Origin of the sequence: Mycetocola miduiensis (genome assembly GCF_900115155.1) — a bacterium.
Classification (GTDB): Bacteria; Actinomycetota; Actinomycetes; order Actinomycetales; family Microbacteriaceae; genus Mycetocola_A; species Mycetocola_A miduiensis.
The window spans coordinates 21883-45901 of record NZ_FOVM01000008.1; the positions used below are offsets into that span (position 1 = coordinate 21883).

Below are 24019 nucleotides of genomic sequence, written 5' to 3' on the forward strand. Positions count from 1 at the left end.
TGCCCAGTTTTCAGGGTGTTCGCGCCGCACAACCCGTCAAACCGGGCAACTCGCGAAGATGTGGCGCCGGATGCGCTCGATCAGGTTGCGCGGATCCCTCAGATCCGCGGCGGTCACACGGATGATCCGCCACCCCTCATCCTCGAGGGCATGGGTTCGTTCGATGTCCCGCCGCCACTGCTCCGGGCTGGTCAGGTGTTGCAGCCCCTCGTACTCCAGGATCAGCCGGTACCGCCGGAACACGAGGTCTGCGCGGGCGAGGAATCGACCCACTGTGTCGAAGAGTTCGACGTTGACCTCGGGTGCTGGCAGCCCGGCAAGGACGAGGGCCACCCGCAGCCGGGATTCACGCGGCGATTCGGCTCGCTCATTGAGGAGCGTTAACGCCAGCCGCAGTTTCTTGACGCCGCGTTGGCCGCGGAACAGCTCGACGTTGGCGTTCAGTCGAGCAACGGTGGTTCGGGGTGAGCGCCAGAAGAGCAGCCAGTCCCCGGCAGCGACGAGATCGTCGAGGGGGAGCACGCGAGCGAGGTCGCACCAGGTCCGTTCGACGCTCGTGAGCCGCACGTCGTCCCGGGTGGTCACCTGAAGCGGATCGAGGTCGTAGCTATGGCCGATCGCCCCCACGATGTGCACCGCACGGCTGCCCTTCGGCAGCCCGACGTGAAGGCGCGGATCAATTGAGCGCGCGAGCGGCAGCGGCATCCCATGGACAAGAGCTGCGGTGGGTCCGCAGTAGAACGCGTCCGGCGGCATCCGTAACGAATACGCGCGGCACAGTTTTCGGGTCAGATCGCGACGGGACTCGACGGCCTCGCTCCATCCTGCGCTCCCAGTTTGGGCGGCTAGCTTATCGGCGGGCAGGCGGATGCCGCCGAATGGCTTGGCCAGGTCACTCGCCGAGAGGCGCCCCTTGCTGACGCCGAGTTCGCGCGCAAGCGCGGAGGTGAAGGGGTGGCCCCGAAGCTCGGCTGGAAGGACTTTTCGTCTGGTCATTCCCCCACGTTGAGACCTGCTCAGGCACGGCGGGGCCGACCCTGAAATCTGTGAATCCGCCGAGCAGTTTCCCCGCCTGTGGAGGAGCTCCCCTGGTCGCGAATTGCCGACTTTTCCGGGTATGAGCGGCGGATTACCCGGCAAAGTGGGCAACTCGCGGGGGGCTTTATACCGCAGGAGGTGGATGTCGTCAAGAATTTCGCTGGACACGGCGCGTTCGAGCGCCTATAGTAGATCCTTGCGCTCCCAGACGTTCCCCATGCCTTCATATTGCGGTCGGCCCAGTGTCCTTTTCCCCTGAAAAGTGCACCATTTTTTGATGGCGTTTGACGAGTTCTCCATTACTACCAGTAACTAGAGCCTGTACGAGGGCCCACGGAGGTTATTTCCTTGGCTGCTGCGCGCAACGCATCCACCAACTCACCCAAGAACGGCCGCGACGCTTCGCGTCTGTCGTTCGCGAAGATCACCGACACCCTGACGGTTCCGGATCTGCTTGCTTTGCAGACCGAGAGCTTCGACTGGCTCGTGGGCAACGACGTGTGGCAATCACGCGTCGCAGAAGCCACGAAGGCCGGCCGCCAGGACCTCGCAACTCACTCTGGCCTCGACGAGATCTTCGAGGAGATCTCTCCCATCGAGGACCTCGGCGAGACGATGCAGCTGAGCTTCACCAGCCCCTTCCTGGAGCCGGAGAAGTATTCGATCGACGAGTGCAAGGAGCGTGGCAAGACCTACGCCGCTCCTCTCTACGTCGAGGCCGAGTTCATGAACCACCTCACCGGTGAGATCAAGACTCAGACCGTGTTCATGGGCGACTTCCCGCTCATGACCGAAAAGGGCACGTTCATCATCAACGGCACCGAGCGTGTCGTCGTGTCCCAGCTCGTCCGCAGCCCCGGTGTCTACTTCGACCGCAACCAGGAGAAGACGTCCGATAAGGACATCTTCTCTGCTCGCATCATCCCGAGCCGTGGCGCATGGCTCGAGTTCGAGATCGACAAGCGCGACCAGGTCGGCGTTCGCATCGACCGCAAGCGCAAGCAGTCGGTCACCGTCTTCCTCAAGGCCCTCGGCCTGACCAGCGAAGACATCCTCGAGAAGTTCAAGGGCTTCGAGTCGATCGAGCTGACCCTGGAAAAGGACTCGATCCTCACCAAGGAAGACGCTCTCCGCGACATCTACCGCAAGCTTCGTCCAGGAGAGCAGGTCGCCGCTGAGGCTGCCCGCGCGCTCCTCGACAACTTCTACTTCAACGGCAAGCGCTACGACCTCGCGAAGGTCGGCCGTTACAAGATCAACAAGAAGCTGGGCCTCGACGCCCCGCTGAGCGACTCGGTCCTGACCGTCGACGACATCGTCGAGACGATCAAGTACCTCGTGCGCCTGCACTCGGGAGAGACCTCCTTCACCGGCATCCGTGATGGCAAGAAGGCTGAGATCCGCCTCGACATCGACGACATCGACAACTTCGGTAACCGTCGTATCCGCGCCGTCGGCGAGCTCATCCAGAACCAGGTCCGCACCGGTCTGTCCCGCATGGAGCGCGTCGTCCGCGAGCGCATGACCACGCAGGACATCGAAGCGATCACCCCGCAGACCCTGATCAACGTGCGCCCCGTCGTCGCCGCGATCAAGGAGTTCTTCGGTACGTCGCAGCTGTCGCAGTTCATGGACCAGAACAACCCGCTCGCCGGGCTAACCCACAAGCGCCGTCTCTCGGCTCTTGGCCCAGGTGGTCTGTCGCGTGAGCGTGCAGGTGTCGAGGTGCGAGACGTTCACCCGTCCCACTACGGCCGTATGTGCCCGATCGAGACTCCTGAAGGCCCCAACATCGGCCTGATCGGTTCGCTCGCATCGTTCGCCCGCATCAACGCGTTCGGTTTCATCGAGACCCCGTACCGTCGCGTCGTCGACGGACTGGTCACGAAAGACATCGACTACCTCACCGCGATGGAAGAGGACGACTACATCGTCGCCCAGGCCAACGCGCCGCTGAAAGACGATGGCCGCTTCATGGAGGACCGCGTCCTCGCCCGCCGTAAGGGCGGAGAGGTCGACCTCTTCCCGGCAGAAGACATCGGCTACATGGATGTTTCGCCTCGCCAGATGGTGTCGGTCGCGACGAGCCTCATCCCGTTCCTCGAGCACGACGACGCGAACCGCGCACTCATGGGTGCCAACATGCAGCGTCAGGCTGTGCCGCTGCTCCGCTCGGAGTCGCCGATCGTCGGAACCGGTATGGAGGGCTACGCAGCCATCGACGCCGGCGACGTGATCACCGCCGACAAGGCCGGTGTTGTGTCGGAGGTGTCGGCCGAGGTCGTCACCATCCAGCTCGACGAAGGCGGAACACAGGACTACTACCTGCGCAAGTTCGACCGCTCCAACCAGGGCACGAGCTTCAACAACCGCGTCATCGTCTCCGCGGGTGACCGCATCGAGGCCGGCGAGGTCATCGCAGACGGTCCTGCGACGGAGAACGGCGAGCTCGCACTCGGAAAGAACCTCCTCGTGGCATTCATGTCATGGGAAGGCCACAACTTCGAGGACGCGATCATCCTGAGCCAGAACCTGGTCAAGGACGACACCCTCTCCTCGATCCACATCGAGGAGTACGAGGTCGACTCGCGCGACACCAAGCTGGGCAAGGAAGAGATCACCCGTGACCTTCCGAACGTCAGCCCGGAGCTCCTTAAGGACCTCGACGAGCGCGGCATCATCCGCATCGGCGCCGAAGTCCGCCCCGGTGACATCCTCGTCGGAAAGGTCACGCCGAAGGGTGAGACCGAGCTCTCCGCCGAAGAGCGCCTGCTCCGCGCGATCTTCAACGAGAAGAGCCGCGAAGTTCGCGACACGTCGTTGAAGGTTCCCCACGGTGAGCGCGGCACGATCATCGCCGTCAAGGAGTTCAACGCCGAAGACGGTGACGACGAGCTCGGCTCGGGCGTCAACCGCCGCGTCGTGGTCTACATCGCCCAGAAGCGCAAGATCACCGAGGGTGACAAGCTCTCCGGTCGTCACGGCAACAAGGGCGTCATCTCGAAGATTCTGCCGATCGAAGACATGCCGTTCCTCGCAGACGGAACTCCGGTCGACATCATCCTCAACCCGCTCGGTATTCCGGGTCGAATGAACTTCGGCCAGGTCCTCGAACTTCACCTCGGCTGGATTGCCCAGCAGGGTTGGAAAGTCGAAGGCAAGCCGACGTGGGCGAAGAACCTCCCGGCAGAGGCGTTCAGCGCTGAGCCCGGGACCAAGGTTGCAACGCCTGTGTTCGACGGCGCGTCTGAGGAAGAGATCGCGGGTCTTCTCGACTCGACCAACGTCACCCGCGACGGCGACCGCCTCATCGGCTCAAGCGGAAAGGCCAACCTGTTCGACGGCCGTTCCGGCGAGCCGTTCCCGGAGCCGATCTCGGTCGGTTACATGTACATCCTCAAGCTGCACCACCTCGTCGACGACAAGATTCACGCTCGTTCGACAGGACCGTACTCGATGATCACCCAGCAGCCGCTCGGTGGTAAGGCGCAGTTCGGTGGCCAGCGGTTCGGAGAGATGGAAGTGTGGGCCCTCGAGGCCTACGGCGCGGCATACGCGCTCCAGGAACTTCTCACCATCAAGAGCGACGACATCCTCGGCCGCGTGAAGGTGTACGAGGCCATCGTCAAGGGTGAGAACATCCAGGAGCCCGGTATCCCCGAGTCCTTCAAGGTTCTGATCAAGGAAATGCAGTCCCTCTGCCTGAACGTGGAAGTGCTGTCTGCCGACGGCACCGCTGTCAGCCTCAAGGACACCGACGACGACGCCTTCCGCGCTGCGGAAGAGCTCGGCATCAACATTTCCTCCAGGTTCGAGTCCTCGTCAATTGACGAGATCTAAGCCTGGCCAACAGAAGATTCAGAGACCTTTCTTTAGGAGAGAAATTGCTCGACGTAACAACTTTTGATGAGCTTCGCATTGGCCTGGCTACAGCTGACGACATCCGTCGTTGGTCGTACGGTGAGGTCAAGAAGCCTGAAACCATCAACTACCGCACCCTGAAGCCCGAGAAGGATGGTCTGTTCGGTGAACAGATCTTCGGCCCGAGCCGTGACTGGGAATGCTCCTGTGGCAAGTACAAGCGTGTCCGCTTCAAGGGCATCGTGTGCGAGCGCTGTGGCGTTGAGGTCACCAAGTCCTCCGTGCGCCGTGAGCGCATGGGGCACATCGAACTCGCTGCACCCGTCACCCACATCTGGTACTTCAAGGGCGTTCCGTCGCGCTTGGGTTACCTGCTCGACATGGCGCCGAAGGACCTCGAAAAGGTCATCTACTTCGCCGCTTACATGGTCATCTCGGTCGACGAGGATGCTCGTCACCAGGACATGCCAGGCCTCGAGAACGAGATCCGCCTTGAGATCAAGACGCTCGGCGACCAGCGGGACTCCCGCATCGCCGACCGCCTGAAGAAGCTCGAAGACGACCTCGTCGCCCTCGAAGCCGAAGGTGCCAAGGCCGACCAGAAGCGTCGCACCAAGGACGCCGCTGAGAAGGAGATGAGCCAGTCCCGCAAGTCGTACGACGAGCAGATCGCTCACCTCGAGCGTGTCTGGGACGACTTCCGCAGCCTGAAGGTCGGCGACCTCAAGCCTGAGGATGCTGTCTTCCACGAACTGCAGGACCGTTTCGGCATGTACTTCGAAGCGTTCATGGGTGCAGAAGCGATCAAGAAGCGCCTGCTGAGCTTCGACCTGGCCGCTGAGAGCGAACTGCTTCACACGCAGATCGCTGAGGGCAAGGGCCAGAAGAAGATCCGCGCCATCAAGCGCCTCCGTGTCGTCAACTCGTTCCTGTCGACCGGCAACTCGCCGGCCGCCATGGTCCTCGATGTCGTCCCGGTGATCCCGCCGGAGCTGCGCCCGATGGTTCAGCTCGATGGTGGTCGCTTCGCGACCTCTGACCTCAACGACCTCTACCGTCGTGTGATCAACCGCAACAACCGTCTGCGTCGGCTGCTTGACCTCGGTGCCCCCGAGATCATCGTCAACAACGAGAAGCGCATGCTTCAGGAGGCCGTCGACGCACTGTTCGACAACGGCCGCCGTGGTCGTCCGGTCACCGGAACCGGTAACCGTGCCCTCAAGTCCCTGAGCGACATGCTCAAGGGCAAGCAGGGTCGCTTCCGTCAGAACCTGCTCGGAAAGCGCGTCGACTACTCGGGTCGTTCGGTCATCATCGTCGGTCCTCAGCTGAAGCTGCACCAGTGTGGTCTGCCCAAGCAGATGGCCCTCGAGCTGTTCAAGCCGTTCGTCATCAAGCGCCTGATCGACCTGAGCCACGCTCAGAACATCAAGGCCGCGAAGCGTATGGTCGAGCGCAGCCGTCCCGAGGTTTGGGACGTTCTCGAAGAGATCATCCGCGAGCGTCCGGTCATGCTGAACCGTGCACCAACGCTGCACCGCCTGGGCATCCAGGCCTTCGAGCCTCAGCTCGTCGAAGGTAAGGCCATCCAGCTGCATCCGCTCGTCTGTGCTGCGTTCAACGCAGACTTCGACGGTGACCAGATGGCTGTCCACCTGCCGCTCTCGGTCGAGGCCCAGGCCGAGGCTCGCATCCTGATGCTCGCCTCGAACAACATCCTCAAGCCGTCCGACGGTCGCCCGGTCACCCTGCCCACGCAGGACATGATCATCGGTCTGCACCACCTCACCACCCTCAAGGACGGTGTCGTGGGCGAAGGCCGTGCATTCTCCTCGATCGCGGAAGCAATTCTCGCGTTCGACCAGAAGACGCTCGACCTCAACGCCAAGGTGCGGATCCGCCTCGTCGACATCAGCTTCGGCAAGGGCGAAGGCCCCGAAGGTTATGAAGGCAGCGGAGTCGCCCTCGTCGAGACGACCCTCGGTCGCGCCCTCTTCAACGAGGCGCTTCCGGCGGACTACCCGTACGTCGAAGCCGTGGCCGACAAGGGCAAGCTCTCGTCGATCGTCAACGACCTCGCCGAGCGGTACCCGAAGACCGTCGTCGCAGCAACGCTGGACAACATCAAGGATGCCGGTTTCCACTGGGCGACCCGCTCCGGCGTGACCGTCGCACTGAGCGACGTTCTCACCCCGCCGAACAAGCGCGAGATCGTCCAGACCTACGAGAAGCAGGCCGCGAAGGTTCAGGGCCAGTTCGAGAAGGGACTCACGACCGACGCCGAGCGTCGCCAGGAGCTCATCAAGATCTGGACCGAAGCGACCGAAAAGGTCGCAGAGGCCATGCGCGCGAACTTCCCCGAGGACAACACGATCAACCGCATGGTGACATCCGGTGCTCGTGGTAACTGGCTGCAGATCCGCAACATCGCGGGTATGCGTGGACTGGTGAACAACCCGAAGGGTGAGATCATCCCTCGCCCGATCATCTCGTCCTACCGCGAGGGCCTGAGTGTTGCGGAGTACTTCATCGCAACCCACGGTGCTCGTAAGGGACTGGCTGACACGGCACTGCGTACTGCAGACTCCGGGTACCTCACGCGTCGACTCGTCGACGTGTCGCAGGATGTCATCATCCGCGAGGACGACTGTGGAACGACCAAGGGCCTCGAGCTCGCGATCGCCGCTGTCGACTCGACCGGAACCCTCGTGCGTGACGCAAACGTGGAGAACTCCGTGTTCGCCCGTTCGCTCGCCGCGGATGCCATCGACCCGAAGGGCACGATTGTCGCCGAGGCCGGTTCGGACGTCGGAGACGTGCTCATCGACCAGCTGGTCGAGGCCGGTGTCGAGAGCATCAAGGTGCGCTCGGTTCTGACCTGTGAGTCCGCCGTCGGTGTATGTGCAGCCTGCTACGGCCGTTCACTCGCCACCGGAAAGCTCGTCGACATCGGAGAGGCCGTCGGCATCATCGCGGCCCAGTCGATCGGTGAGCCGGGAACGCAGCTCACGATGCGTACGTTCCACACCGGTGGTTCGGCATCCGCTGACGACATCACGCAGGGTCTTCCCCGCGTGCAGGAGCTCTTCGAGGCCCGTACCCCCAAGGGTGCGACGCCGATCGCCGAAGCTGCTGGCCGCGTCACCATCGAAGACACCGATCGCAGCCGCAAGATCATCCTCACGCCGGACAACGGCGACGAGCCCGTGATCTACCCGGTTCTCAAGCGTGCGGTCCTCCTCGTCGAGGACGGACAACACGTCGAGCTCGGTCAGCCGCTGCACGTCGGCGCCGTCGACCCGAAGGAAGTTCTCCGGGTTCTCGGTGTGCGCGAAGTGCAGAAGCACCTCGTCGGTGGCGTCCAGGGCGTCTACCGTTCGCAGGGTGTGCCGATCCACGATAAGCACATCGAAGTCATCGTCCGTCAGATGCTCCGCAAGGTGACCGTGGTTGACCACGGTGACACCGGTCTCCTGCCGGGTGAGCTTGTCGACCGGATGAAGTACAACGAGCTGAACCGCGCCGCTCTCGCCGAGGGCAAGAAGACCGCATCCGCCCGCCAGGAAGTCATGGGTATCACCAAGGCTTCTCTTGCGACCGAGTCGTGGCTCTCCGCCGCCTCGTTCCAGGAGACGACCCGCGTTCTTACGCAGGCCGCCATGGAAGGCAAGAGCGATCCTCTGCTCGGCCTCAAGGAGAACGTCATCATCGGTAAGCTCATCCCCGCTGGTACCGGCCTTGCCAAGTACCGCAACGTCACCGTTGAGGCGACGGAAGAAGCGAAGGCTGAGCGTTACCCGAACCGCATCTTCGCAACGGATGGTGTGTTCGACGAGTCCGACCTCGGCTTCGTCGACTTCGACACCTTCTCGAACGACGATTTCACCCCGGGGACGTACAACTAAACCTGTACTGACCTGAACCCGAAAGGCCCCGACATTGCGTCGGGGCCTTTCGGCGTTTTCGGCCGATCGTTACTCGATCGCGCTGGTCTCGGTTTCGGCTGAGCGCGAGGCGGCGGTAGGCTGCGGACGGGAACAAGTACGCCAAACGAGGGGGAAACATGCGCGGAACCGCGTCATACGCGACTGCACGCGGCAGGTCGATCGGCCGTCTCGCCGCGCTCGGAACAGCGGCATTCCTGACGGCAGCACTCGTCACGGGATGCGCCGCTGAGTCTGCCCCCGAGGGCACGAAAGCCGCCTCTGAAGGCACGGCAGCCGCGTCGCCTGCTCCAACCGAGACCACCCGCCCGACCCCGTCGGCGGTCGCCACTCCCGAAGCGGTCGACGTCATCCTTCCTGGGTCGTGTGAAGACATCTACGGCCCTGCCATGTTCAAGAGCCTGCAGGCGGATCTGCCCCCGCTCAACGACCCCACGATGGCGGACCCCAACTTCTCGAACAACGATGAACTCGAAGAGATACTGCGCGGCCTCGACTACCTTCAGTGCACCTGGGGCGGCGCCGGTGAACTGGGCATCGTCACGGCGGTAGCCCGGGTGTCTGACGAGCAGGCGGACGAAGCTCTCGAGATGATGGAATCCGGCGGGTTCGACTGCTACGAGCAGCTGGGCGGAACCCGGTGTGTGACCCGCGAAGAACTCGAAGAAGGCGGCGTTCTCGGTGAGTCCCACTTTCTCCGTGAGGGCGTGTGGGTTTCGACGTTCTGGCTGAACGCGCCGATCCGCGGCTACACCGAGAACATCGTCGAGGCGATCTGGGAGTAGCACGCCGCCGTTCGACCGCGATGACTTCATCCGCGGGCGAATCGGTCACGCGCGGGTGACATTGCACCCGCGCACTGCAGAGTGACCCGCGGGATGCTGACCCTCCGGGCGCCGGTGCGCCGAAAAAGACCCCTCCCCACAGTCGTCACACAATCGTGATGTTTCCTCAGCTCTATTGCTCCCGCTGGCCGCTACCTTGAGCATCAGGGGTTAGGGGAACGGGGGAACGTATGTCGAACGACGGACGACACAGGGCGGGACGAGCGGGCGGTTTGCTGAACAGCAAGCAGGGCGCATTGCGGGTTTTCGGAGCCGGAACAGCGGCCGTCGGTTTCGCGGCGATTGTGGTGGGAGCCGCCGTGGCTTGGGCTGGCGTAACGCCGTCTCAGCCAACATCCGCGGCGTCTGGGCCGGATACGTCCGTCAGCTCGTCGTCTCCTTCGCCGGGCTCGCACCCGCCTTCGGCAGGCACCGTGTCCAGCGATCCGGATCTGGCCGCTGTGCCGGTGCGCTGCTCTGAGCTTTACAGTCCCGCCATGTTCGACATGCTGTCTGCGGAGCCCGCGTTGCCGTTGAATGACGGGACAACATCCGAGCCGCCGTTCTCCCGCTCACCCGGCGTCGCCGCCCTGCAGGGCGCGCCCGCTCTGAGCTGCACCTGGGGAAGCGCCGGAGATTTCGGGCTGTTGACCCAGGTGAACGAGGTGAGCGCGGAGCAAGCGGCCGCAGCAGGCGCAGCTCTTCGGGACGCCGGCTTCTTGTGCTCCGAGCGGGCCGGCGGCACGAGCTGTGAGGTTGTGCACAGCGAGGACGGTGCGCAATGGGGAGAGTTCCAGTTTCTCCGCGGCAATATCTGGCTGTGCACTTTTTGGTTGAATATCGCCGTGGACGGTTACACCGACGACATGGTCGCCGCGCTCTGGCCCTAGCCCTCGGTCAAAGCCGAATTCGTCCACTATGGTGTGAGAAGCGGCTATCGGGGGGAGTGACGCGTGGCAAGCCTGACTGAAATCCTGATTCTGCACGGTCTCTTGCCGATCGAGGACCTCGACGCTGCGATGGCCGGTGACCTCGCCGATGAAGCATCCGTTCGCGGGCTCGTGGATCGCGGTGTCATCACCGAGGTGCAGCTCGCAAAAGCACGAGCGGCGCAGGCCAACCTTTCGTTTGTGGAACTGCTGGATTATCCGGTCGACCAACTCGCCGTATCGCTCGTCACCGCCGCTGTCTGCCGGCGCCATGAGGTGCTGCCGCTCGCCATCGACGGCGACCGGGTGGTTCTCGCCATGGTCGACCCGGGCAACGTGATCGCGATGGACGACGTCCGCGAGGCCTCACGGTTGCGGGTTGCGCCCGTGGTCGCCGCGCGAACCGACTTGCTCGCTGCGCTGGCCCGCTACCACCGTGCAGACCAGGAGCTCAGCAGCCTCACCACGACCCTCGAAGAAGAGAGCGCGCCAGAGGAGAGCTCGACGTTCGGTATCGCGGATGCCATCGACGACGACGCCCCGATCGTGCGTTTCGTCAACCTGCTCGTCAGCCAGGCGATCCAGGACCTGGCATCCGACATCCACATCGAACCGGCCGAGCACAACCTGCGCGTCCGGTACCGGATCGACGGCGTGCTCCACGAGATGCCCAGCGCACCGAAAAGCATCCAGAGCGGAGTGATCTCGCGGCTGAAGATCATGAGCGACATCGACATCGCCGAACGCCGCAAACCGCAGGACGGGCGGATGTCGGTCAGTCACGGAGGCCGCAAGATCGACCTCCGCGTCGCCACGCTTCCGACCGTCTGGGGCGAAAAAGTCGTCATGCGAATCCTCGACAACTCGGGGTCCAGCATGAGCCTGCACGACCTGCACCTGCTCGAGAGCAACTTCAAAGCGTATAAGAAGGCGTACACGAAGCCGTACGGGATGATCCTGATCACCGGACCGACCGGCTCCGGCAAGTCGACGACGCTGTACACCACACTGAACTCGGTAGCCCGGCCGGAGATCAACGTCATCACCGTCGAAGACCCCGTTGAGTACCGGATGGCGGGTATCAACCAGGTGCAGGTGAACCCGAAGGCGGGCCTCACTTTTGCAAGCGCCCTGCGCTCGATTCTCCGTTCCGACCCGGATGTCGTGCTGCTCGGTGAGATCCGCGACCACGAGACCGCGCAGATCGCGATCGAGGCAGCGCTGACCGGTCACCTCGTGCTGTCGACCCTGCACACCAACGATGCGCCGAGCGCGGTGACCCGTCTCACCGAGATGGGGATCGAACCGTTCCTCGTCGGGTCAGCCCTCGACTGCGTCGTCGCCCAGCGCCTCGCACGACGGCTCTGTGACCGCTGCAAGGAGCCGGACCAGCGTCCGTTCGAGGACCTCATGCATCTTCGGTTCACCGTCGATCCCAACGTCGGGCCGCCCGTTCTCTACCAGCCGGTCGGCTGCGCCAGCTGCTCGAACACCGGTTACCGCGGGCGCATCGCGATCCATGAGGTGATGACCGTGTCGGAAGAGATCGAACGGCTTGCCGTCGCCCGCGCACCAAGCGCCGACATCGCCAGGGCTGCCCGGGAGCAGGGGATGCTTACCCTCCGCGAAGACGGCTGGGCCAAGGTCCGACTGGGCCTGACATCCATTGAAGAGATCCTCCGAGTGGTCTCCTGATCGTGAATGAGGACGCTTAATGAACCAGCCGATCTACGAAATCCCCGTCACGCCGCCTGGCGCTCCGGCGGCGGACTGGTCAGCACCCGAATTCGTGGACGCTGCACCGTCCACCTCGGGGGCTTTCGCGGCGCCGTCGTCCTCGCCGGCCGAAGACGCTGTCCCTTCAGGCAGGAGGGCGCGCGGGCAGGCCGGAGCCGACCCCGAGCTTCTCGAAGCCCTTGCCCTCGTGCTCGACCTCAGCGCCTCGGACCTGCACATCACCAACGGCGCCCCGCCGAGCATCCGCCTGGACGGTGGCCTCCGCCCCATCCCCGGCTCGAGCCCGTGGAGTGGCGACAAAGTCTCCTCCGCGCTCCACAGCATCCTCACCCCCGAACAGCGAAAGCACTTCGAGGAGAACCTCGAGCTTGACTTCGCGTACACCACGGGCGGCGCCCGGTTCCGCGTCAACTTCTACCAGCAGCGTGATTCGATCGGTGGGGCGTTCCGCTTGATCCCCCAGGAGATCAAGCAGCTCAAGGACCTGGGTGTTCCCGCCTCGGTCGGCCGGTTCGCCGAACTGGCCCGAGGTCTCGTCCTCGTCACCGGCCCGACAGGATCCGGCAAGTCGACCACACTCGCCTCACTCGTCGACCTGGTGAACCGCACCCGGGCCGACCACATCATGACTGTCGAAGACCCGATCGAGTTTCTGCACACGCACCAGAAGTCGCTCGTCAACCAGCGCGAGGTGGGCCACGACACACACAGCTTCGCCGCAGCGCTGAAACACGTACTCAGGCAGGACCCCGACGTCATCCTCATCGGTGAGCTCCGCGACCTCGAGACGATCTCCGTGGCGCTTACGGCGGCCGAGACCGGTCACCTGGTCTTCGCCACGCTGCACACGCAGGATGCCGCGCAGACGATCGACCGCGTTATCGACGTCTTCCCGCCGCACCAGCAGGGGCAGGTTCGGGCCCAGCTCGCCGCGACCCTTCAGGGAGTGGTCTGCCAGACCCTCGTCAAGAAGATCGGCGGCGGCCGCGTCGTCGCCACCGAAGTGCTCATGACGACGTCGGCGATCGCCAACCTCATCCGCGAGGGCAAGACCTACCAGATCGCGTCGTCGATGCAGGCGGGCCGGGCGCTCGGCATGCACACGATGGATCAGCACCTCGCAGATCTCGTGAACGCCGGCCAGATCACGCGCCAGGCGGCAGAGGAGAAGGCCCACGACACGGAGGGACTCGATCAGCTGATCCGCCGCGTGGGATCCGCCGGTTCAGGCAGCATGGCCGGCGGCGACATCGATTTCGGGGACTCGTACTCGGCGCGAGGGCGATAGATGGCGAGGTCGCCGCACGGGGCGTACAGAGGACGCAACGCGGCCGGCAAACGAGTCAAGGGGCGCCTTGATGCGCCGTCGGAGGGTGCTGCCGCGAGCCGGCTGCGTTCGCAGGGCATCGCGGCCACCTCGATCGCGGAATCGAATATAGGCACGGGGCTCAACCGGGACATCAGCCTCGGTGGTCTGTTCGAGAAAAAGGTCGAGCTGAAGGACCTTGCGGTGATGAGCCGCCAGATGGCGACCATGATTTCAGCGGGACTTTCCCTCTTGCGCACGCTGAGCATCCTGAGCGAGCAGAGCGATAACCCAACCCTCAAGAAGACCTTGGAAGAGGTAAGTGCAGACGTCGAAGCCGGGGCATCGCTCTCGGCGACGATGGCCAAGCACGACGTCATTTTCCCTCCGCTCATGATCAACCTCGTGCGCGCCGGTGAAACCGGTGGCTTTCTCGAGAGTTCGCTTGAGGCCGTGGCCGAGAACTACGAGAAGGAAGTGAAGCTCCGCGGCACCATCAAGTCGGCCATGACCTACCCGGTCGTCGTGTTGATCATGGCCCTGCTCGGCGTCGTCGGCATGCTCATCTTCATCGTCCCGGTCTTTAAGGAGATGTTCGATGGCCTGGGCGGCACGTTGCCGCTGCCGACTCAGGTTCTGGTCGTGCTTTCAGAAATCATGGTCTGGCTCGGCCCCATCCTTCTAGTGGGGATCATCGTGTTCTCGGTCTGGTGGGGTAAGAATCGGCATACCGAGCGTGTGCGCAAGGTGGTGGATCCATGGAAGCTCAAACTGCCGGTGTTTGGTCAGCTGTTGACGAAAATCGCGATCGCCCGGTTCAGCCGCAACTTCTCAACCATGATGAAATCCGGCGTGCCTATTCTGCAGGCACTGTCGATCGTCGGTTCCACTGCCGGTAACTGGGTGATCGAGGCCGCGCTCGTTAAGGTGCAGGAATCGGTGCGGCAGGGTCGGACGGTCTCAGGGCCGCTCGCCGAAGAACCGGTGTTTCCCTCGATGGTCACGCAGATGATCGCCGTCGGTGAAGACGCCGGGTCACTCGAAACCATGCTGGCCAAGATCGCCGACTTCTACGACCAGGAGGTCGAGGCGACGACCGAGCAGCTGACTGCTCTCATCGAGCCACTGATGATCGCCTTCATGGGAGTCGTGCTCGGTGGGATGATCGTCGCCCTGTACCTGCCGATCTTCAACATCTTCACGCTCGTCGAGTAGACCCCCAACAGGGGTGTCATACCTAGTGGGGGTGCGGCGCTCGAGCAGGGTGCCCCTACAATTCGAGTTGGGGGGCTAAATATGAGGGGCCACCTGTCTCAGTACTCACACAGGATGGAAAAACAATGCTTACAGCAGTCACGCGCTCACTCGCGGCCAAAAAGGCCCGCCTCGCTGAGGACGAGAAGGGCTTCACGCTCATCGAGCTTCTCGTCGTCGTCATCATCATCGGCATCCTCGCCGCGATCGCTATCCCGATCTTCCTCGGGCAGCAGTCCCAGGCTAAAGACTCGGCAGCTAAGTCCGCCGTGACAAACGCAAAGACCCAGATCGTCGCCGCAATGGTTGAAACGGGCACTTTCCCGGCAGACGCAGGGACCATTGCCACTACTGCAGCGGGTGACGCGAAAATCGTAATGACCGTGACGGGAACCGGAGCGGCAGGCGTAGGGTTCTGCGTCCAGGGAAAGCACACAGAAGCAGCCAAGACGTGGAAGGCAACGGATAAGACCGGCGTTGTCGAGGGGACCTGTTGACGACTCCGTAGCCGAAGGGGCCGATTGGCCATCGCCGGGCAGGGTGTCGTGGGTTGCGACATCTTGCCCGGCTATCTTTATCTTGAGACGTATCTGAGGGGATCGCCGGGGTGAAAAACACAACGCAGGGCGCCGCCGCGGACGACTCCGGCCTCGGCATCGTCGAGATCGTCGTGTCGATGTTCCTCCTCGCCCTGCTCGCGATGGCCTTTCTTCCGCTGCTGATCCAAGGGATGACGGCATCCGTCAAGAGCGCAACGGTCGCGACCGCGAGTCAACTGCTCAACCAGCAGCTCGACCTGGTGCGCGCCGTCCCTCCGAACTGTGCCGCCGTCCAGGCGTTCGACGATGCCGTTGTTCCGTCGACAACCGATGCCCGCGGCACGGCCTTCCAGCCCGTCCGCGAAGTTCTGGCCTGCCCGGCGAGCTACCCCGGGGTAGTGAACGTGAAGGTCATGGTGAAGGAGGGCGCCGACGTCCTCGCCGAGGCCGTCACCCTCGTCTATGTCGAGTCGGCGACCGCTCCCGCGCCCACCCCGGTGCCCGCACCATGAAGACCGAACGCGGGTTCACGCTCATCGAGCTGCTGGTCTACATGATGCTCGCCACCGTCGTGCTGCTCATCGTCGGCGGAATCCTGATCAACTCACTCAAAGCCGAGCAGACGGTGCGCAAGTCGGTTGAGGGCGCCGACACCGGTCAGCTCATCTCGCAGTCCGTCACCAAAGCGGTGCGGAACGCGAGCGCCATCCGGCTCACGGCGCCGGCGGCCGACAGCCAGCTGCTCACCGTGCGGACCACCGATGCCGCGAGCGAGTGGGTGTGCCGCGCCTGGTATTACGGCTCCGGCGAAGTGCGAATGACCACGTCAGCGACGGCGATCGCGACGCCGACCGAGTCAGAGGCACGCTCCTGGACCCTCCTCGGCGACGACGTCCGCGAGGTCGCCGGCGTGCCTGTCTTTACACTGACCGGCGCCGACCGTCAGGTCGACCTGACTCTCGAAGCAGAGACTGGCGCGGGCCGCCCGGTTCTCATCAGCACTTCGGCGTTCAGCCGACAGCCCGTGCCCGCGACCGGAGTGGAGACTGCCCCATGCTTCTGACATCCATCGCACTGCGGCGCCGCGGCGACGAATCCGGCAGCGCGCTCATCGGCGTCCTCGCGCTCATGATGGTGACCGCCGTCATCGGTGTGACGATCGTCACTGCCACCGTCCACGGCCTGTCGGTGACGAGCTCCACACGGGCAAGCGTGCAGTCGCGCGCGGCGGCAGAAGCGGGCATCGACGTCGCCGTCGTGGGTCTCAAGAACGGTTCCAGCTGTGCAACCGCTGGGGCCGTGTTCGAGTCGACGACGGTACCGGTCTTCCGCGCAGCCATCGAATACGAGTCCGGCGGCACCTGGCTGCCCGGCTGCCCGCCTCCCACCGCGACGCAGGTGCGCATCGAATCGACCGGGTCGGCTGCGACTCCCGGCGTCGCCGGTGCCACAGCAGGCAACCGCAGCGTTCTCCAAGCGATCTATAACTACATCCCCGACTACGTCGAAATTCCCCACATCGACGCGGCCGTTTATGCCCACACGATGACTGGCAGCCTGAAGAACTTCGACCTCGACTCGGCAGACAACAACCTGTCCGCCGACCTTCAGATCAAGAGCGGTAACGTCAACTGCATCAACGGCGCGCGGATCGCCGGCGATGTGATTCTGGCGGATGGGTCAGCCACCCTCAAGAACTGTGATGTGACAGGCTCGATCCACGTGTCCGGTTTCGCAAACATGGACGGCGGGAGCCAGGTCTTCGGCGACGTCATCGCTGTCGGGAACGGCGTCGCCGCCAGCGCAGATGTCGTGACCGTTCGAGGCGGAAGCATCACCGACGGTGACATCTACTCCGGTGGCAACGCAAGCGTGCTGAGCGGCAGTGCCTCAACGGCGAAAGGCAACGTCACCGTAGCCGGAACGCCGGCGAATAAGGCCACCGTCGCGTCGGGATCGCAAATACTGGGGAATGTTTTGTCGAGCGGGACCATCACCGCTGACGGCTCCATCGCCGGCACGAGAACTCCCGCTGTCGAGGGACTGCAACCCCCACCCGTTCCGCTGATCCCCAACTGGACAGATATGGCGTACCCGTCGACCACCTGGGCAGCCGAGGGCTATGAGGAAGTGCTCTGGACGGGCGATTGCACCGTGGGCGGTGAGCACCCCATGTGGGCGACGCTCTCTGCCCGCACAACTCCGACGGTCGTGAACGCGCTCGGTTGCACGGCTGGCGGCATCACCATCGACTCAAACGTCACCGCCCTAACGCTCCAGACCAACATCGCCTTCATCGCGCCCAAGTTCCACATCAACAAGCTCAAACTGGTGAGCCCGGACAACAGGAACCTCTGGTTCATCCAGCCAGACAACAGTGCCGACGGAGTGCCCACCTGCCCCACGCCAACCGCGGGCGGGATCACCCTGACCAACGAATCCAACATACCGAGCACCGTTTCCGTGATGGTGTACAGCCCGTGCAAGATTTACAGCAACCGCGACGGATTCCGTGGACAGATCTATGGGGGCGAAGTGGAATTCGGCCAGCAGGCGAAGCTGACTTTCTCCCCCGTCGGCATTCCTGGGGTCGACCTCTCCGGAGGAGTGCCTGCGACTGTGGTGCCGGACGGTGGACACCTGGGCAACCGGGTCAGCGTCCGGGAGCTGGGCAGCGGTGGTTAGTCTCCTGGCGACCGGCGCTGGGATCTTCGGCTCCCTGATCGGGTCGTTCCTCAACGTGGTCATCTTCCGCGTCCCAGCGGGGCGCTCCATCGTCTCACCGCCGAGCGCCTGCGGAGGCTGCTCGTCACCTATCCGCCCCTGGGACAACATCCCGGTGCTGTCCTGGCTACTGCTCCGCGGCCGGTGCCGGGACTGCGGAACCCGCATCTCCCCCCGGTATCCGCTGGTCGAGCTCGGGACGGCGCTGTTCTTCGCCGTCATCGCCGTCCGCTTCGCCAATACCCCGGTCCAACTGCCCCTGCTCGCGGCGACTCTGCTCACCGTTCTCTCTTTTTTGTACCTCGGCGCGATCAGCGTCGCTCTCGCCCTCATCGACATCGACACGCGCAAGCTGCCGAACGCGATCGTGCTGCCCTCGTACCCCGTGGCCGCTGTGCTGCTGGCCGCGGCCGCTCTGCTCGCGTCCGAGCCAGGCCGGATCGCCACCGCTCTAATCGGAGCGGTGTGTCTTTTCGGGATCTACCTGGTGCTCGCGCTGATCTACCCGGGCGGGATGGGCTATGGCGACGTCAAACTCGCCGGCGTGCTCGGCCTCTACCTGGGCTGGCTCGGGTGGGAAGCCGCCGTCGTCGGGGGTTTCGCTGCTTTTCTCCTCGGCGGGGTGTTCAGCCTGGTTCTGGTCGCCCTGAGGCGCGCGAACCTGAAGAGCGGGATTCCGTTCGGCCCGTGGATGATCGCGGGCGCGTGGGTCGGCATCCTCGTCGGTGAGCAAATCGCGTCCGGATATCTGTCATTATTCGGTGTGGGGTAGGGGGAAACATGACGGCACACATAGTCGGCCTGGACATCGGCGAAACCGCGGTGCGCGGAGTCGAGGTCCGGATCACGCCGAAATCCGGGGCAAGCATCCTGCGGTACCACGAGGTTCCGCTCAGCGAGGGCGCCGTCCGGAGTGGTGAAGTACTCGAGATCAACACCGTCGCCGCCGCACTCAAACGACTGTGGCTGGACGGCAAATTCAAGACCAAGGACGTCGTCATCGGCATGGGTAACCAAAAGGTGCTCGCTCGCGACCTGACCGTCCCGCGAATGCCGCTGGCCAGCATCCGTGAATCGCTGCCGTTTCACGTGCAGGACCTCATCCAGGTTCCGGTCGCCGATGCTCTGCTCGACTTCTATCCGATCGCCGAGGTCGAGGGGGAGAACGGCCCCGCTGTCAGCGGGCTTCTCATCGCAGCCGTCAAAGAAGCCGTGATGATCAACCTGCGTGCCGTGCGCGAGGCCGGGCTGTCGCCAGTCGGAGTGGATCTGATCGGGTTCGCCCTGCAGCGCGTTCTCGGCAAGTCGACCGGCGAGACGACCGCACTCATCGACGTGGGCGCTTCGACGACGAACGTCGTTCTCGCGATCGACGGGGTGCCCCGCTTCATCCGGATCATCCCTGCAGGCGGCGAGGACATCACCCGTGCGCTCATGTCACGGCTCGAAATCGACCGGCAGCAGGCCGAAGAGCTGAAACGGAGCATTGGTCTGGCGCCGGCGGCGGCACACCCGGAGCACCGGATCGCCGTCGGGGTGATCGAGGACACCGCCGGTGAGCTGCTCAGCAGCTTGAGGAACACCCTCAAATACTTCGCGAACACACGACAAGACGGCACGGCCCACCGGATCGCGTTGACCGGGGGTGCAGCCCAGCTTCCTGGTTTTGCGCAAGCACTCGGCTCGATCACGCGGGTGCCGATCACGCTGATGCAACCGTTCGGCCCGCAGCCCGAACCCGCCTCGCGCAAGCAGGCCGCGCCCGCGCCCGACGACGAACCCCGACGCAGCCGCATGGCCGTTGCACTCGGGCTCGGGCTGGGAGCAGTGGCATGAGCGCCTCGCGACCAGACCTGACGCTCGGCGGAATTCCGCGAGCCGATCTGCTTCCTCCTGAGGTGCGGAGCGAACAGCGCGGCAAGGCGCTCGTCCGCAAACTCCTCGCCGGTCTTATCGTCCTCGCCGTGATCGTCATCGGGGGATTCGCCTACGCGACGGTCCGCTCGGTGACGGCGGGGGTCCAGCTCGCCGTCGAACGGGCTCGCACCGATGCCCTGCTGGCTGAGCAGCTCAAATACGCTGACGCGCGCAGGGTCGACAACGCCATCGCCCTCGCCATCAGCGCGCGGGAAGTCGGGATGGCAACCGAGATCGACTGGGAGGCGTACCTCGATGAGATCAACGCGACGATCCCGACGGGAATCTCCCTGACATCGATCCGAGTTGACTCGATCTCACCGGCCGAAGCCTTGGTTGCGCCCGAAGCGCCGCTGCAGGGCGAGAGCGTCGCAACGATCTCGATCGAGGCGACGAGCACGACCGTTCCTGAGGTCGAAACCTGGCTGAATCGTCTCGCTGATGTGACCGGGTACGCCGGGATCGCGCCTCCGGTGAAGGTCGACGGCAATGAACAAGCGGGCTTTGTGGTCGGCATCCAGGTGCAAGTGAATGAAGAGGCGTTCACCGGCCGATTCGCCGAAGAAACTGAGGCCGACAAATGACTCGCACAAAGGCCTGGATCGCCGCGATCGCGCTTGTCGCCGTTGTCATCGTGCTCCTCGGCTGGTTCACCGGCATCCAACCGAAGCTCGCTGAGGCGCGCAAAGCGGACAACGAACGGGCTTCCGTCGCCACCATCAACGATGCGCACGAACAAACTGTGCTCGAGCTGCGGAAGCTCGACGACCGGCTTCCCGAACTGGAGAAGGAGCTCGCCGCTCTCCGGGTGGCGTTGCCGACCGACCCTGCTGTTTCGACGCTTCTGGGCCAGTTGAACGAGCTCGCGTTGGACAACTCGGTGGGGATCGAGTCGATCACCGCCGGCACCCCGCTTGAGCTGACCCCTGCCGCTCCTGCGCCTGGCGAGGTTCCGGCTCCTGCCGACGCATCCGCCGGTGCGCCCGTCCCGGACGAGACGACGGAGGCGCCCGCCGAAGCGGCACCGGTAGCGCCCGTGAGGACAGACATCGTCTCGATCCCCGTCACCGTGATCGTGAGCGGCGAAACGGATGCCCTTGCCGCGTTCCTGCGCAGCGTGCAGTACGGCCCGCGGCTCTTCCTGGTGACCGACCTGGTGGTCGACATCGAGGGTTCTGGCGGAAAGTCGACGATCGACGGGCTCATCTATGTGCAGCTCGACCCGAAGGCGGAGGCGTCGGCGGAGTAACGGCGTCGCACGCCGACGCCCGACGCTCAACAGGTGAGTTCGTGGCGGGCGGATGCTCAACAGGAGCGATCGGCTGATTTTTGCGGGGGCATCCTGATGTGGGTGCGAAGGCGGGCATAAAGTCGCGCCCCGCTGTGTTACCCCCTCCGTAGCCGTGCGTCATTCAACTTTTCAGGCGCTAAACCGCGGCTTACGTCACGCGCTAAACCGCGGCTTACGCTCGCATGCTGAGGCATCCGCTGAGTCCGATCGACCCGGATGCCAGATGCATTTCGAAAGGGAAACCCACCACTATGTCTTCACGCTCCGTTTTCTCCAGGATCGCTGCCGCCACCGTCGCGGCCGGACTCGCCGTCACTCTCGCCGGCTGCGCCACGGCATCCGGCGGCGGAACGGCCTCAACGGAGGCATCCGGCAGCGCCCTTGACCGCGTCACCGAAGCCGGCGTACTCGTCGTCGGAACCGAAGGTACCTACAAGCCGTTCAGCTACCACGAAGGCGGAGCAGGCGACCTCACCGGATACGACGTCGACGTCGTCACCGCTGTTGCCGAGAAGCTCGACCTCGACGTGAAGTTCGAAGAGACCCAGTGGGACGGCATCTTCGCCGGACTCGAAGCCGGTCGGTTCGACATCATCGCCAACCAGGTGTCGATCAACGACGAGCGCGAAGAGAAGTACACCCTCAGCGAGCCATACACCGTGTCGCCAGGGGTCGTCATCGTCGCCAAGGACAACACCGACATCACGTCCCTCGAAGACCTCAAAGGCAAGACCACCGCACAGTCCAACACGAGTAACTGGTACGCCGTCGCCGAAGAAGCGGGCGCCAATGTCGAGGCCGTTGAAGGCTGGGCGCAGGCCATTGAGCTCCTCGAACAGGGCCGCATCGACGCCACCGTCAACGACAAGCTCACCTACCTTGACTACATGAAGCAGAAGCCGGATGCCGCCATCAAGGTCGTCGCCGAGACCGAGGACCCGTCGCTCAGCGCTTTCGCGCTCAAGAAGGGCAGCGACGACCTCGTCGAGGCCATCAACGACGCCCTCGCCGAGCTTCGCGAAGAAGGAACGCTCGCCGAGATTTCCGAGAAGTACTTCGGCGAAGACGTAAGCAAGTAGCGGCGGCACCTGCGATACTGCCGTCATGGTCCCGGACGCCGCATGGCAGCTTTTCTGGAGTTCGCTCTGGCCACTCGTGTCCGGGGCGATCACCGGGACGATCCCGCTAGCGCTGATTTCGTTCGCGCTTGGCCTCGTCCTCGCGCTCTTCGTCGCCTTGATGCGGCTGTCCCGTAACAGAGTCGTCTCAGGCATCGCCCGCGGCTACATCTCGGTGATCCGCGGCACGCCACTGCTCGTGCAGCTGTTCATCATCTTCTACGGGCTGCCGTCAATCGGACTCACGATCGACCCCTGGCCGAGCGCCATCATCGCGTTCTCGCTCAACGTCGGTGGCTATGCGGCCGAAGTGATCCGCGCAGCGATCCTCTCGGTGCACAAAGGGCAATGGGAGGCCGCGTACACGATCGGGATGTCCCGGGCACGTGCCCTGCGCCGGATCATCCTGCCGCAGGCCGCCCGGGTCTCGGTGCCCCCGCTGTCGAACACCTTCATCAGCCTCGTCAAGGACACCTCGCTCGCCTCGGTGATCCTCGTCACCGAGATGTTCCGCGTGGCACAACGAATCGCCGCGTTCAGCCAGGAATTCATGCTCATCTACATTGAAGCCGCCCTGATCTACTGGGTGATCTGCCTCGCGCTGTCGTCCGGCCAGAGTGCGCTTGAGAAGAGGTTGGACCGCTATGTCGCCCACTGATTCGGCCAGGCAGGCAGACGCCGACGCCCTCCTCACGGTCACCGGCCTGCACAAGGCTTTCGGTGCCAACGAAGTGCTTCGCGGTATCGACCTCTCGGTGCGGCGCGGCGAAGTACTGGTTCTCATCGGGCCGTCCGGCTCCGGCAAAACCACCGTGCTGCGTTCGATCAACGGCCTCGAGATCCCGGATGCCGGTATCGTCACCGCGCCGGACGGCATCCGTATCGACTACTCGGCGAAACCCGCGAAGAAGGACATCCTTGCGATGCGGGACCGCACCGCGATGGTGTTCCAGCACAACAACCTGTTCCCGCACATGACCGTGCTCGAGAACATCATCGAGGGCCCGGTGCAGGTGAAGGGCGTCAGCAAAGCGGTCGCGACCGCAGAAGCCGTCGCCCTGCTCGACCGCGTGGGCCTGGCCGAGAAGCGTGACGTCTATCCGTTCCAGCTCTCCGGCGGGCAGGCCCAGCGGGTGGGCATCGTCCGCGCGCTCGCCCTCAAGCCGCAGCTGCTTCTCTTCGATGAGCCGACGAGCGCGCTCGACCCGGAGCTTGTCGGAGAAGTTCTCGCCGTAATGAAGGAACTCGCGGACGAAGGCTGGACCATGGTCGTCGTCACCCACGAAATCTCGTTCGCGCGCGGAGTGGCCGACGAGATCCTCTTCATGGACGGGGGCGTGATCGTTGAACGCGGCACCCCCAAAGAAATCTTCACGGCTCCGAAGCAGGAGCGCACCAAACAGTTTTTGCACCGGATCCTCTCCCCGCTCGACTGACCGGTGATCCGCGCGACGGACCGCGCGGTTCCGCGGAAATGCCCGCTTGCGCCGGTAAAGTGACTCGCACAGGGCACATCGGTCCCTGATCGACGAGGAGT

19 protein-coding genes are annotated in these 24019 nt (G+C 63.9%); 18 read left to right on the plus strand and 1 reads right to left on the minus strand.

What is annotated here, in order from left to right:
* Positions 1–36: 36 nt before the first annotated feature.
* Entirely contained in the window at positions 37–996 is a 960-nt protein-coding gene (locus BM197_RS12940; RefSeq protein WP_090712191.1) for a DUF559 domain-containing protein, read from the minus strand.
* A 390-nt stretch (positions 997–1386) separates the two neighbouring features.
* On the opposite strand from BM197_RS12940, the gene rpoB reads away from it, so the two are divergent.
* From rpoB to BM197_RS13030, 18 genes are all read left to right on the plus strand, one after another.
* Complete coding sequence (rpoB, locus tag BM197_RS12945) at positions 1387–4878, plus strand: DNA-directed RNA polymerase subunit beta (protein ID WP_090712193.1); 3492 nt, start codon at positions 1387–1389, stop codon at positions 4876–4878.
* Positions 4879–4922: 44 nt separating this feature from the next.
* Positions 4923–8804, plus strand: a complete 3882-nt coding sequence (locus tag BM197_RS12950) for a DNA-directed RNA polymerase subunit beta' (protein WP_090712195.1) — start codon at positions 4923–4925, stop codon at positions 8802–8804.
* A 158-nt stretch (positions 8805–8962) separates the two neighbouring features.
* The gene (locus BM197_RS12955; protein WP_090712197.1) at positions 8963–9628 is read left to right on the plus strand and encodes a hypothetical protein; all 666 of its coding nucleotides are present in this window, start codon (positions 8963–8965) and stop codon (positions 9626–9628) included.
* 536 nt (positions 9629–10164) lie between these two features.
* Positions 10165–10557, plus strand: a complete 393-nt coding sequence (locus BM197_RS12960) for a hypothetical protein (RefSeq protein WP_143095078.1) — start codon at positions 10165–10167, stop codon at positions 10555–10557.
* A 63-nt stretch (positions 10558–10620) separates the two neighbouring features.
* A complete protein-coding gene (locus tag BM197_RS12965; protein ID WP_090712202.1) occupies positions 10621–12291 on the plus strand; it encodes a GspE/PulE family protein in 1671 nt (556 codons plus the stop codon).
* 19 nt (positions 12292–12310) lie between these two features.
* Positions 12311–13621 carry a type IV pilus twitching motility protein PilT gene (locus tag BM197_RS12970; RefSeq protein ID WP_090712204.1) on the plus strand — a complete coding sequence of 437 codons (1311 nt, stop codon included), beginning with the start codon at positions 12311–12313 and terminating at the stop codon, positions 13619–13621.
* Entirely contained in the window at positions 13622–14854 is a 1233-nt protein-coding gene (locus tag BM197_RS12975) for a type II secretion system F family protein (RefSeq protein ID WP_090712206.1), read from the plus strand.
* Positions 14855–14979: 125 nt separating this feature from the next.
* Positions 14980–15390 carry a type II secretion system protein gene (locus BM197_RS12980; protein ID WP_090712208.1) on the plus strand — a complete coding sequence of 137 codons (411 nt, stop codon included), beginning with the start codon at positions 14980–14982 and terminating at the stop codon, positions 15388–15390.
* Between the two features lie 110 nt (positions 15391–15500).
* Positions 15501–15944 carry a hypothetical protein gene (locus BM197_RS12985; RefSeq protein ID WP_090712210.1) on the plus strand — a complete coding sequence of 148 codons (444 nt, stop codon included), beginning with the start codon at positions 15501–15503 and terminating at the stop codon, positions 15942–15944.
* The gene (locus tag BM197_RS12990) at positions 15941–16495 is read left to right on the plus strand and encodes a PilW family protein (RefSeq protein ID WP_090712212.1); all 555 of its coding nucleotides are present in this window, start codon (positions 15941–15943) and stop codon (positions 16493–16495) included. Before BM197_RS12985 ends, BM197_RS12990 begins: the two co-directional genes overlap by 4 nt.
* Positions 16486–18117, plus strand: a complete 1632-nt coding sequence (locus BM197_RS12995; protein ID WP_090712214.1) for a pilus assembly PilX N-terminal domain-containing protein — start codon at positions 16486–16488, stop codon at positions 18115–18117. The genes BM197_RS12990 and BM197_RS12995 overlap by 10 nt, the downstream gene beginning before the upstream one ends.
* A complete protein-coding gene (locus BM197_RS13000; RefSeq protein ID WP_090712511.1) occupies positions 18110–18928 on the plus strand; it encodes a prepilin peptidase in 819 nt (272 codons plus the stop codon). The genes BM197_RS12995 and BM197_RS13000 overlap by 8 nt, the downstream gene beginning before the upstream one ends.
* Positions 18929–18936: 8 nt before the next feature.
* A complete protein-coding gene (pilM, locus tag BM197_RS13005) occupies positions 18937–19992 on the plus strand; it encodes a type IV pilus assembly protein PilM (protein ID WP_090712216.1) in 1056 nt (351 codons plus the stop codon).
* Complete coding sequence (locus tag BM197_RS13010; RefSeq protein WP_090712218.1) at positions 19989–20657, plus strand: hypothetical protein; 669 nt, start codon at positions 19989–19991, stop codon at positions 20655–20657. Before pilM ends, BM197_RS13010 begins: the two co-directional genes overlap by 4 nt.
* On the plus strand, positions 20654–21322 hold the full coding sequence (pilO, locus tag BM197_RS13015) for a type 4a pilus biogenesis protein PilO (protein ID WP_090712220.1): 669 nt from the start codon (positions 20654–20656) through the stop codon (positions 21320–21322). The genes BM197_RS13010 and pilO overlap by 4 nt, the downstream gene beginning before the upstream one ends.
* Before the next feature lie 293 nt (positions 21323–21615).
* Positions 21616–22443 (plus strand): amino acid ABC transporter substrate-binding protein, encoded by an 828-nt coding sequence (locus BM197_RS13020; protein ID WP_090712222.1) that lies wholly within the window; start codon positions 21616–21618, stop codon positions 22441–22443.
* 25 nt (positions 22444–22468) lie between these two features.
* The gene (locus BM197_RS13025) at positions 22469–23140 is read left to right on the plus strand and encodes an amino acid ABC transporter permease (RefSeq protein ID WP_090712224.1); all 672 of its coding nucleotides are present in this window, start codon (positions 22469–22471) and stop codon (positions 23138–23140) included.
* Complete coding sequence (locus tag BM197_RS13030) at positions 23127–23918, plus strand: amino acid ABC transporter ATP-binding protein (protein ID WP_090712227.1); 792 nt, start codon at positions 23127–23129, stop codon at positions 23916–23918. Before BM197_RS13025 ends, BM197_RS13030 begins: the two co-directional genes overlap by 14 nt.
* The last annotated feature ends 101 nt before the right edge of the window (positions 23919–24019 follow it).

What these genes read in the sequence shown, in the direction of transcription:
- BM197_RS12955 (WP_090712197.1), top strand. Translation starts at nt 8,963, where the DNA reads ATGCGCGGAACCGCGTCATACGCGACTGCACGCGGCAGGTCGATCGGC.
- BM197_RS13020 (WP_090712222.1), top strand. Translation starts at nt 21,616, where the DNA reads ATGTCTTCACGCTCCGTTTTCTCCAGGATCGCTGCCGCCACCGTCGCG.
- BM197_RS12990 (WP_090712212.1), top strand. Translation starts at nt 15,941, where the DNA reads ATGAAGACCGAACGCGGGTTCACGCTCATCGAGCTGCTGGTCTACATG.
- BM197_RS12960 (WP_143095078.1), top strand. Translation starts at nt 10,165, where the DNA reads ATGTTCGACATGCTGTCTGCGGAGCCCGCGTTGCCGTTGAATGACGGG.
- BM197_RS12970 (WP_090712204.1), top strand. Translation starts at nt 12,311, where the DNA reads ATGAACCAGCCGATCTACGAAATCCCCGTCACGCCGCCTGGCGCTCCG.
- pilO (WP_090712220.1), top strand. Translation starts at nt 20,654, where the DNA reads ATGACTCGCACAAAGGCCTGGATCGCCGCGATCGCGCTTGTCGCCGTT.
- BM197_RS12975 (WP_090712206.1), top strand. Translation starts at nt 13,622, where the DNA reads ATGGCGAGGTCGCCGCACGGGGCGTACAGAGGACGCAACGCGGCCGGC.
- BM197_RS12940 (WP_090712191.1), bottom strand. Translation starts at nt 996, where the DNA reads ATGACCAGACGAAAAGTCCTTCCAGCCGAGCTTCGGGGCCACCCCTTC.
- pilM (WP_090712216.1), top strand. Translation starts at nt 18,937, where the DNA reads ATGACGGCACACATAGTCGGCCTGGACATCGGCGAAACCGCGGTGCGC.
- BM197_RS13025 (WP_090712224.1), top strand. Translation starts at nt 22,469, where the DNA reads ATGGTCCCGGACGCCGCATGGCAGCTTTTCTGGAGTTCGCTCTGGCCA.
- BM197_RS13030 (WP_090712227.1), top strand. Translation starts at nt 23,127, where the DNA reads ATGTCGCCCACTGATTCGGCCAGGCAGGCAGACGCCGACGCCCTCCTC.
- BM197_RS12995 (WP_090712214.1), top strand. Translation starts at nt 16,486, where the DNA reads ATGCTTCTGACATCCATCGCACTGCGGCGCCGCGGCGACGAATCCGGC.
- BM197_RS13010 (WP_090712218.1), top strand. Translation starts at nt 19,989, where the DNA reads ATGAGCGCCTCGCGACCAGACCTGACGCTCGGCGGAATTCCGCGAGCC.
- BM197_RS12980 (WP_090712208.1), top strand. Translation starts at nt 14,980, where the DNA reads ATGCTTACAGCAGTCACGCGCTCACTCGCGGCCAAAAAGGCCCGCCTC.